The sequence below is a fragment of the Helicobacter muridarum genome, from assembly GCF_000765805.2.
Classification (GTDB): domain Bacteria; phylum Campylobacterota; class Campylobacteria; order Campylobacterales; family Helicobacteraceae; genus Helicobacter_A; species Helicobacter_A muridarum.
Genome location: NZ_JRPD02000035.1, coordinates 1 through 10742, shown reverse-complemented (window position 1 = coordinate 10742; position 10742 = coordinate 1). Strand labels below are relative to the sequence as shown.

The 10742-nt window shown below is 33.2% G+C and carries 14 protein-coding genes; 8 read left to right on the top strand and 6 right to left on the bottom strand.

Features of this window, described 5'->3' with window-relative positions; translation table 11 throughout:
* From LS73_RS09160 to LS73_RS09135, 6 genes are all read right to left on the bottom strand, one after another.
* Positions 1-363: PglD-related sugar-binding protein (locus tag LS73_RS09160; RefSeq protein WP_201273583.1), on the bottom strand; the 363-nt coding region annotated here is incomplete at its 3' end.
* Positions 356-730: an acyl carrier protein gene (locus LS73_RS09155; protein WP_114985923.1), complete on the bottom strand. Its 375-nt coding sequence runs from the start codon at positions 728-730 to the stop codon at positions 356-358. The genes LS73_RS09160 and LS73_RS09155, both read right to left, overlap by 8 nt.
* Positions 731-739: 9 nt before the next feature.
* A complete protein-coding gene (locus LS73_RS09150) occupies positions 740-1810 on the bottom strand; it encodes a 3-oxoacyl-[acyl-carrier-protein] synthase III C-terminal domain-containing protein (protein ID WP_034556671.1) in 1071 nt (356 codons plus the stop codon).
* Positions 1811-1823: 13 nt separating this feature from the next.
* Complete coding sequence (locus tag LS73_RS09145) at positions 1824-2087, bottom strand: acyl carrier protein (protein WP_052089431.1); 264 nt, start codon at positions 2085-2087, stop codon at positions 1824-1826.
* Between the two features lie 9 nt (positions 2088-2096).
* Positions 2097-2768 (bottom strand): PglD-related sugar-binding protein, encoded by a 672-nt coding sequence (locus LS73_RS09140; protein ID WP_104692305.1) that lies wholly within the window; start codon positions 2766-2768, stop codon positions 2097-2099.
* Positions 2761-3543 (bottom strand): NeuD/PglB/VioB family sugar acetyltransferase, encoded by a 783-nt coding sequence (locus tag LS73_RS09135; RefSeq protein WP_138070024.1) that lies wholly within the window; start codon positions 3541-3543, stop codon positions 2761-2763. Before LS73_RS09135 ends, LS73_RS09140 begins: the two co-directional genes overlap by 8 nt.
* A gap of 263 nt (positions 3544-3806) precedes the next feature.
* Between LS73_RS09135 and LS73_RS09130 the strand changes: the two genes are divergently transcribed.
* From LS73_RS09130 to LS73_RS09095, 8 genes are all read left to right on the top strand, one after another.
* Positions 3807-5024 carry a Gfo/Idh/MocA family protein gene (locus LS73_RS09130; protein ID WP_052089414.1) on the top strand — a complete coding sequence of 406 codons (1218 nt, stop codon included), beginning with the start codon at positions 3807-3809 and terminating at the stop codon, positions 5022-5024.
* A gap of 28 nt (positions 5025-5052) precedes the next feature.
* Positions 5053-6615 carry an FkbM family methyltransferase gene (locus LS73_RS09125; protein ID WP_034556587.1) on the top strand — a complete coding sequence of 521 codons (1563 nt, stop codon included), beginning with the start codon at positions 5053-5055 and terminating at the stop codon, positions 6613-6615.
* Between the two features lie 269 nt (positions 6616-6884).
* Positions 6885-7889: an FkbM family methyltransferase gene (locus tag LS73_RS09120; RefSeq protein ID WP_034556589.1), complete on the top strand. Its 1005-nt coding sequence runs from the start codon at positions 6885-6887 to the stop codon at positions 7887-7889.
* A 22-nt stretch (positions 7890-7911) separates the two neighbouring features.
* Positions 7912-8121: a hypothetical protein gene (locus LS73_RS09115; RefSeq protein ID WP_052089415.1), complete on the top strand. Its 210-nt coding sequence runs from the start codon at positions 7912-7914 to the stop codon at positions 8119-8121.
* A 320-nt stretch (positions 8122-8441) separates the two neighbouring features.
* Entirely contained in the window at positions 8442-9098 is a 657-nt protein-coding gene (locus LS73_RS09110) for a radical SAM/SPASM domain-containing protein (protein ID WP_034556591.1), read from the top strand.
* Positions 9076-9435 carry a hypothetical protein gene (locus tag LS73_RS09105; RefSeq protein ID WP_104692147.1) on the top strand — a complete coding sequence of 120 codons (360 nt, stop codon included), beginning with the start codon at positions 9076-9078 and terminating at the stop codon, positions 9433-9435. Before LS73_RS09110 ends, LS73_RS09105 begins: the two co-directional genes overlap by 23 nt.
* Positions 9422-9835, top strand: coding sequence for a hypothetical protein (locus LS73_RS09100; RefSeq protein WP_034558062.1), 414 nt, complete (start codon positions 9422-9424; stop codon positions 9833-9835). Before LS73_RS09105 ends, LS73_RS09100 begins: the two co-directional genes overlap by 14 nt.
* Before the next feature lie 62 nt (positions 9836-9897).
* Positions 9898-10446: an SPASM domain-containing protein gene (locus LS73_RS09095; protein ID WP_034558061.1), complete on the top strand. Its 549-nt coding sequence runs from the start codon at positions 9898-9900 to the stop codon at positions 10444-10446.
* Positions 10447-10742 lie beyond the last annotated feature (296 nt).

The following is a 10742-nucleotide window of genomic DNA, read 5'->3' as shown; positions in this document are numbered from 1 at the left end:
AAACGGCGCAATTACATTGCATTCACCAATATTATTAGTATGAGTTACAAATGCTTTAGGAGAGATTAGATTATAGAATCTTGTCTTATCTTTTAACTCATGATAGATTCTATATCTAGCCTTTGGATCACCTATAGCAATTACACAATATTCATTAATATCTTTACCAAAGTCATAAGAATCATAATAATCTAAAAATAAATGCTCTAATCCATAAGGACTTAAATCATTACTAGTAGATACAAATCCTTTAAATCTAATATTGCTATCAATACTCATAACATCTAAGATATATTGATAACATTCACTAGCAAATCCACCAGCCCCTATAAAGACTATATTTTTATAGGATTTACTATTCATAGACTCTTCTCCCTATAAAAGATAGGAAGAGATAAGAATACAAAAGAGTATAAAGAATATAAATAGTATAAGTAGATTCTAAGAGGATTGCCCCCCCCCCCCCCGTATCTAGCTTGTCTTGTTTAGTGGTGTTATTAGTATCTATATGCTTTACTATAAGTTTGGCTATATCTTGCAAGCTATTTGTTTTGTCTAGCTCATTTATGCTTAGTGATACTTGATAGCGTTTTTCTACAAAGGCAATAATGGCAATCTTGCTTAGAGAATCCCATTCATTAGAATCTAGTAGAGATTGTGTATCTTGCAATGATTCTATATCTAGCAAATCAATTAACTTAAAGCGCAATACTTCTATAATATCTTGCATATTTCCTCCTTATATTTCCATAACTCTTAAGTATGGAATCTTTTCTACTTCCATAATGATTCCAGATAGCGTAAGCCCTACGCCAAAGCCACCAAAGCAAATTTTTAAGTCATTTGTAGATAGGATATTAGTTAGGTTGAAGCATATATTTAGAGGAATGGTAATGCCGCTACCATTGCCAAAGTTCTCTACTATATTGTTTGGCATTTTGCTATGTTGAATTTCTAGCTTGTCTGCTAGCTTTTGTAGCATAAATTTATTTGGCTGATGAAACATGTAATAATCGATTTCATCTTTTGTTGTGTTTGCATATTTAAATAGAGAATCTAGCATTAATGGCACTTGACTTTGCACAAAGCTAAATACAGATGCTCCTTGCATTATTAGATTATCAAGACTCCTTATATTGCCATCACTATCTTCTATTTGCTTTGCTGTGTCATTGTTGCTTGGAAGCTTAAATCCACCAGCTGGGATATTGATTGCTAAAGCTTGCTCTCCAAATGTTTTGTTATAGCAATAAATTGGCTTTTTATCTTTAGTGTGGCTTTTTTCTATCAATGTTATACTGCCACCATCACCAACTAGTGGATAGCTGTTTCTATCCCTAATGCTTACCTTTTTGCTAAGAATATCTGAATTTGCTAGGGCTACCTTTGTAATGCTAGGATTTTCTAATAGGCTAAATGCTAGGAATAAACCATGTAAAAATCCTGCACAGCCTTGATTTATATCAAAGCATAATATGTCATTTTTAAGCCCTGCCTTATCTTGAATAATGCTTGAAGTCTGCGGCACTAAGTAGTCTGGTGATTGCGTTACATATATAAGAACATCTATTAAATCAGGTGTAACTACTCCATCATCAAAAAGCCTATGGAATCCTTCTATGATGAAGTCAGAAGCAAGCATGCCCTCATTTGCTATATTGTGAGCGTTATATCCCATTAGCTCCTTTAGGACTAAAGATTTCTTTGGCGGAAAATTGTAATTTGATATCTCATCATCAAAATAGCTCTTTTGCTTTGGCAAAATAGTGAGTATCGAAGTTATCTTTTTATCGTAGAATGTGAAGTTCATAGCATGCCTTTATTTATCTTCTATTTTTTTCTTCTAGGCTTTGCTTCACAAGTAAAACTATGCTATCTACTGTGTTAAAGTTCTCTGCTACGATATTGCTGCCATCTATGGATATACCAAATTCTTTATCAAGAGCACTAACAAGTGAGATAATATCAAAGGAATCAAAAATTCCATCATCTATAAATGTTAATTTGTCTTGATTTATAGAATCTCTTATTTCTATATCTGGGCGTAACTCATCTAGCACTTTTATTACTGCTTGTTGTATATCCATGTTTGCTCCTTAATTAAAATCAAATATTTCATTTTCGCCAATGATTGTTGCAGGATTACCAAGTGCTATTTTGTTGCTTTTAAGATATTTGGAAATAACGCTATTTGCCGATATTGTGCAATTATCTTGAATATTAGTGCGTGGTGTGAGGGTGGCTTTATGTGCTAGAAAATTTCCATTGCCAATCGCTGAAAAACCTCCGAATGAAGAGTATGAGCTAATAAAATTGTAATTACCAACAATACAGTCATGTCCTACTATCGCGTAGTTACCAATGATATTTGCATTGCCGATTTTTGTATTTAATCCAATGGTTGCAAACGGCGCAATTACATTGCATTCACCAATATTATTAGTATGAGTTACAAATGCTTTAGGAGAGATTAGATTATAGAATCTTGTCTTATCTTTTAACTCATGATAGATTCTATATCTAGCCTTTGGATCACCTATAGCAATTACACAATATTCATTAATATCTTTACCAAAGTCATAAGAATCATAATAATCTAAAAATAAATGCTCTAATCCATAAGGACTTAAATCATTACTAGTAGATACAAATCCTTTAAATCTAATATTGCTATCAATACTCATAACATCTAAGATATATTGATAACATTCACTAGCAAATCCACCAGCCCCTATAAAGACTATATTTTTATAGGATTTACTATTCATAGACTCTTCTCCCTATAAAAGATAGGAAGAGATAAGAATACAAAAGAGTATAAAGAATATAAATAGTATAAGTAGATTCTAAGAGGATTGCCCCCCCCCCCCCCGTATCTAGCTTGTCTTGTTTAGTGGTGTTATTGGTTTGCTTATGTTGAATTGATATGATTTTATTGTATGCATCGGTTTTATATCTTAATTCTAATGGATTACAATATAATATACTACCATTTGATATATTGCTTTTATGCTTTAGTATCATATTGCTTCCTAAGAAAACCTCATTGCCTATTTGACAAGCACCATTAACAACACTAGCAGTGCTTATATGACAAAAATCTCCAATGACACAATCATGCTCTACTAGAGCCTTAGAGTTGATGATTGCCATTTTGCCAATTCTAACATTAGCATTGATTAAGGCATTGTGCATTACTATGCTGCCCTCATCTAATATAGATCTACTTGATACATAAGCTAGAGGGGAAATAATGCTAGGTAGTTTAAAGCCTAGTGATTTTAGTTTGTTATAGATGCTTATTCTTGGTTTAGCTGTTTTAATTTGCCCGATTGCTACAAATACGCTATATTTTTTGCCTGCAAATGATGATAGCATTTCTTCATCACCTAATATTTCATATCCATGGACACTTTTTATATTTTGATTGGCTAAATACGAATCAATAATACCTATAATGTCAAAATGTTTTATCATAGTTATAATATCAAGACATGCGCAAGCATGCCCTCCGCCACCAATGATTATAAGCTTTTCTTTCATTTCACCGTCTTTGGCTTGTATTTTACAAAGTGTATAAAAAATTAATATGTGAAAATGGGTATTTTCATAATTATTTATGAAAAAAATGTGAAATAAAGTTATGCTAATCTTGATATTTTATAATCAATCAATAAAGTATTGATTGATTATTGGGTTTTATTTAATATAATTAGCATGTTAGTTTTTTGAGGATTATATGTTTCTTAATAGGGCTAAATAATTATGAAAATACCCATTTTCATAAAAATAGCTAAGGTGTTATTGTGAGTGCATTAAGATTAGCTTTTATTGGTGGCAGTGTAGAATCTGCTGTAGGAAAAACACATTATATTGCTACTAAAATGGATAGGGAATTCTCCCTTAGAGCCGCTTGCTTTAGCACAAATGAGGACATTAATGCTATAAGTGCAAAAGCCTTTAGCGATGATGCACAGACTCTAAGACTTTATTACAATTATAAGGATTTATTGCAGAGTGAAAAGGGCAATATAGATGCAATATGTGTTCTAACTCCTACTCCTATTCATAAGGAGATGGTTATAGAATCATTATTGCAAGGTTATGCTGTGATTTGTGAAAAAACCTTAGCTTTAAGTCTTAGCGAGGCATTAGAGATTATGGCTATTTTAAAGCAGACCAATGGGTTTTTAGCAGTTATATATAACTATACAGGCTATCCAATGTTAAGGGAGCTTAAGAGCCGTATAAAAGCTAATCATCTAGGCAGAATCCACTCTATTCATATAGAAATGCCACAAGAGGGTTTTATCAAGTGCGATGACTATGGAAATGCTATAAAACCACAAGATTGGCGATTAAAGGATTCTTATATACCTATAGTATCGCTTGATTTGGGGATACATTGTCAAAATATCATTTCTTTCCTTACAGATTCTATTCCCCTAGAATGTATAGCCCTTAGTGCTAGTTATGGGAATTTTGCTAATGTAATTGATGATGTAAATATATTAGCTCGTTATCAGTCTACTATCTATTCAGATATTCATGTGAATATGTGGTTTTCTAAAAGCGCGCTAGGTTTTAGGAATGGATTGCAAGTTAGAATCCAAGCAGAAAACTATAGTGCTATATGGTTACAAACTAACCCAGAGATATTATTGCTAAGTGACAAAAGAGGGCAAAAATATATTGTTGATAGGGCTTCACCTAATTGTTTGGAGGCAAATAAGCATAGGTATAATCGCTTTAAGGCTGGTCACCCCGCAGGTTTTATTGAAGCATTTGCAAATTATTATAGCGATATAGCAAGTGAGCTTAGGGCTTATATACAAAGCAAGACTGGAGATAGAAGCTTGAATGTTGATAGTTCTAATAAGGATTTTATTAGAGACTTTGATAGTCCATATATCTTTGGCATATACGAGTCCTTGCTAGGTCTTGCTTTTTTTGAGGGAGCGCAAAAATCACTTAGCACGAGATCTATAGAACAAATTCCACCCATTAGCCTACTATGCACATAATCGCTTGATATATAACAAAAGGATAAATATGCTTTTTACAGATATAGCCAACATTGCTAGCCAAGAAAGAGCGTCCATATTACATGCTAAATCATTTTTGCAAGACTTTCTTGATAATAGCAAGAAAGTCTTGCGTTATATATTTGGTTACAATCAATATACAAATAGCATAATCTCTGAATGTTATAAAGCATTAATACATATAGATGGAATAATTGATGACTTCACTACTATAAGCCATCATGAAAGCCTAGATATAAAGATTCCAATCATCAATACAAAGAAGCTAAGTCAATATATAACCAATCTACATAAAGACACACAAGCACACGCAAATAATGCTAACCCCTCAAGCCTTCGGTGTAGAGTAGTAGTAGTAACTAGCCAAACAAAAAAGGCAATATGCAAGATGCAAAACTTGCAAAGTCAATTTTCTGCGCTGGCTATAGATTTTGACTTTGTGGATTATTTCGCATTTAGTCGTGCTTGCCAAGAGGTAAACAAGCAAGTAAGCAAAAAAGAGATAAGCAAAGAGGCAAATGAGTGCATAGCAGAGAATAAAGCTAATGCTAGATTAGACTTATTGGAGCTAGAATTTTTTGATGAATTCGCGCAAAGCCTAGCAAATATAGAGCATAAACACACAGATAGTAATGCAAATAGTAATAATGGAAATGCTAAATCTAATAATCTTAATATATGTGATCTTAGTGCATATTACAGCCAAGATTGCAAAGCAAGTGCTAGCAAAACTAACTCTAAAAGGGTTAGTAATTGGTCTGATTTTAGAATCCACTTTAATACATTCTCTAATATCTATGAGGGAATATACAATAGATTATCTGATGAGCAATCTAGAATTGAATTTGCCAATGTTTTAAGCTTTCGATTAAGCAGCGATTGGCAATTTATGCGTGATTTTGATTTTGTCCCACATAGGCAGTATTGGGAGGATTTTTGTCGTTTAGATAGAGTGATTACATTCTTTGATATTGGCGCATATCATGGCGAGACTTCTCTTGAATTTATCAAGCGAGCTAAGAATTATCAAGAGATTTATTTCTTTGAGCCAGAAAGGGAGAATTTTATTTTAGCCCAAAAGGCACTAAGTAATGGGGCACTAAGTGATTTTGATATAAGCAAAAAATCTAGCAAAGATAATAGGATAATAAAAGGGTTTAATATAGGGCTAGCCAATCAGTCCCTAACATTGCAAGTCATTGCAGATAGCACTAGCTCGCATTTGCAAATCCTAGAATCCAAAGATATTCAAAGCCAGATAAAGAAAACTAATCAAATAGAGATCAATTCGCTAGATAATCTCCTAGCCTCTGGAGATATAATAATAAGTGGGGGGGGTCAAACCATGATAAAAATAGATATTGAAAGCGCAGAGAAATTGGCTCTTTGTGGTATGAGAGGCATTATTAGGGATTTTGCTCCATTGCTTGCTATTTCTGCATATCATAGATTTGATGATTTTTTAGAGATTCCGCATTTGGTGTTTAGCATACAGAAAAAATATAAGCTGTATTTTAGACATTACTCAAGTGGCTTGACTGAAAGTGTATTTTTCTTTGTGCCAGAGTAGTAAGTAGATTCTATATTTGTCATGTTGAATCTCAATTCACTTTATCATACTTGAGGCTATCCCATTGTTATGTCTTAAGTATTACTTTTTTGTCATTATGAGCGAAGCGAAGAATCTCTTATCTTTAATGCTTTATGAGATTATTGGCTTCGCTTACACTCATTGAGATATGACGAAAAGCAAGGTTACAATGACAAAAGAGATTAGGATAAGGTATAACAAAATAATCTAATGAAAGTAATAAATATTTGGGAACAAAAGGAGAAATGATGAACATATATCCCATATCACACAATGCAAAAGCCAAGACATTTTGCGAGGATTTTTTATCATATCCATCTAGGAGATATGTATTTGGGGTAAACGACTATGCCTTGAGTATTGCTTATGCGCTTGATTATAATATTGCTGGGTTTATTTGCGATTATGATGTTAAGTCTCCATTGCCAAATATTAGCGTTATTAAAACAAGCTTAGTTCCAAGTGATGCTTTGATTGTATCTTGCGTAGTGCTAAGCCAAGCCTTGAATGTAAGAGATAGGCTTAATTTACTTGGTTTTAGGAATCTTGATTACTTCGCATTTGCTAAGTATTCAAATCTTAATATCAAAGATATAGAATTTGTGAGTTGCAAGAATGAAGTGCCATTATTATTAGAGGATTCTAAGCTAGATATAGAACATAACATTTCTTGCTATGAGGCTATCTATGATTTGCTTGCAGACGCACTTTCTAAAAATGCGTTTGAAAAATGCCTAAATTTTCGCTATTCAAGTAATATTGAATATATGCAAGGTTTTTCATATACGCCAGAAACGCAGTATTTCGAGGATTTTATCCCATTTTGTGATATAGATATATTTATTGATATTGGTGCATATCATGGTGAGACTACATTAGCATTCTTGCAGAGAAATAATAAGGCTATATGCCATTGTTTTGAGCCAGAGAGTACGAATTTTACAAGTTTGCAACAGAATCTAAATTCCTTTGATAATGTGCATTTGCATAAATATGGCTTGGGCAACTTACCTCAAAGCCTATATATTTCTAAGGAAAACGGATCTGCTAATAGAATCATCAGGCAAGATAGAGATAATAGCCTAAATGTCCATATAGAAAAAGTAGATATTGTTAATCTTGATTCTATGTATGACTTGCTTTTTGGAGTTTCTAGTAGTGTTGGTTTAGAATCAAGCCCTGAAAATGTGGGGGGGGGGGGCAAAGCCTCATATTCAACAAAGCTCCTCAACTCAACCATTAGTATTTATTAAGATGGACATAGAAGGAGAAGAGATGAACGCTCTTAAGGGAATGATAGATATCATAACTGCATACCAGCCAATATTGGCTATATCTGTATATCACGCGCCAACAGACGTTTACACCATTCCTAAATATATTGCAAGCCTAAATAAGCATTATAAAGTTTATTTTCGTCATTATTCTCAAGGATTAATTGAGTCTGTTATGTTTTTCATACCCCAAAAAATCCTGAAATCATAAATAAATTAACATAACCCAATTTATAAGGATAAATATGAAACACTTAGATAGTATTATAAAAACAATCAAAGCAGAGTTTAGGCAACCATATAGCAAGGATAGAGAGCCTTTAATATCACCCTACCTTTAAAACAGCCCCTAACTATATATATTGATACAAGTAATATATATAATTTTAAATGTAGTTTTTGTTTTCAAAGCAGCAAGAATGCTAAAAATGAAATGAATTTTAGCCAGATGAGCCTAGATACATTTAAGACCATATTAAATCAACTAGCAGAGTTTTGCAATCCTATTAAAATGATACATTTGCATGGATTTTGAGAGCCAATGCTAAATCCACATTTTGCAGAGTTTATACTATTGGCAAAAAGGCTAGAGTTACAAATAGGATTGCTACAACTAGCAATGTTAGCTTATTAACAAAAGAATTAAGTCAAGCAATTATAGAAGCAGAACTTGATCAAATACACTTTAGTATCTATGGTTTAAATGATTCAAACTACCGTGTATTTTCAAAAGCGAAAATAGACTTTGCTCAAATCATAGATAATATCAAGTATTTCTATGAGTATAAGAGCAACTATGCCAATAATGTCCATGTGCATATTAAGATGAATATGGATTATTTTAGCAAGCAAGACCATGCGCGTTTTTTAGAGCTTTTTGGAAATTATGCTGATAGCATTTATCTTGATGGTGTGGCAAATATTTGGCCCGGCGTTGATGTTAGCAATAGTCTAAATATAAATCTCTCATTGGAGTCTAATCAAAGCGAAAGTAAGCTTTCGCATCAATATGGACATACTATCACTAATAACGCAATATGTCCTATTGTATTTTATCAATTACTAATTTATAGCAATGGAGATATTAGCCCTTGTTGTGCTGATTTTCAGGCAAAAATGGCATTAGGAAATGTGTCTAGCACCACTATAAAGCAGGTATGGGAAAGTGCCCTATTGCAAAAAAAATAATAATCTTTTAGATGTAGATTCTATAAATAACCCAAATCAAGATTGCTTTGCTCAAGACTCTGCAGTGGGGGGGGGGGGCAAAGCCTCATATTCACAAAATAAGGCAAGCAGCTTAGCTCGTATTCGTGCGATACATGTAGATGGGAAAAAGGATTTAATTCCTGTTTGTGCCTCCTGCCATTATCCAGACCAAGCTGCTACAACTTCCCTGCAAGATCATATTCCAAAGCTAAAAACAATTTATCTCTATCCATATCAACTTATACAATTCAATCAGAAGCCAAAAGATACCACAGCAATAGATATTGCGCATAAGGAATCTCATGAGTCTAATTAATGAATATGAGATTCTCTCAAGAAGTAATGATATTCCGCTTGCTAAAACAGCGGGAAGATTCTTTTTTGAAAAATTATTATCAAGCTTTGAATTATCTAGTAATAAAGAGGACATTCTAGCATTGTTTAGGGATATTAGTAATAAGGAGTATCAAAGGCTACTCTTTGCTAAATTTATAGGAATTGTGAATATAGAGACTAGCGGATTTTGCAATCGTAAATGTTCTTACTGCCCTGTTGGCTTGCATGGTAGGCATGATAGAAGCCTTTTTATGAAATCCGAGATATTTAATATAATTTTAGAGAATCTAAGATTACTTGGATTTGAATCTAGCATTAGCCTTAATGGTTATAATGAGCCGCTTTTAGATCCAAATATATCCATGCATATAAAAGGCTAAGAGATGCTTGTCCTAGGAGCTTTATTGGATTTAATTCTAATGGAGATTTTTTAGATAATGAGATGTTGCAAAGCCTTATAGAATCTTCTCTTAATAGATTAAATATTACCTTGCATACACTGCCAAATGAGACATATAACGATGATAAATCACTTAAGAGAATTAAAAGATTCTATGCAAAGCTAGGATTGCAAGCACCAGATATACAAGTTATACCAAATCAAAGCTGTATAAGTTCTATGCGTCTTGATAATTTAAATCTAATTGTAACTGCTATGAATTGGGGAAAGATAGGCAATGATCGAGGTGGCGAGATAGGATCTCTTAGTATAAGCAATAGAAAAGAGCCTTGTGTGCGTGTATTTAGGGAGATATTTATAGACTATAGGGGATTTGCACATTTGTGTTGTAATGTGTATTATGATAGAGGAAAGCCTATAGGGAATGTAGCCAAACAAAGCTTAGAGGAGATATTTTGTAATAATCATGCTTGGCGCAAAGCCCTTTTCTCATATCATGACAAGCCTAAGCCCTGTCAAACCTGTAAAGATTCTGGATTTTCTAAACCAGAATGGAATGATAAGCAAAAAAGAGATTCTAAATATGGCTAGTAAATTTATCACAAGCCTTAAGCAAGGAAGCCCTTAAAGCTAAAAGGCGGGGTATGGATTGCTTGTGTGCTGTTTGTGTGGTTTAGATTCTTTGCGCTCTTTGTTGTATTGGGTAAAATTAAAGCATGATATTTTGTTAGATTGCCTTTATAGCCTCGCTTTGTCTTTTGTTAGTGGCAATAGAAACTAGCTATCGCTTGTTTTTCCAGCTTCGCATAGAAACTAGCTATCGCTTGTTTTTCCAGCTTCGCATAGAAACTAGCTATCGCTTGTTTTTCCAGCTTCGCATAGAAACT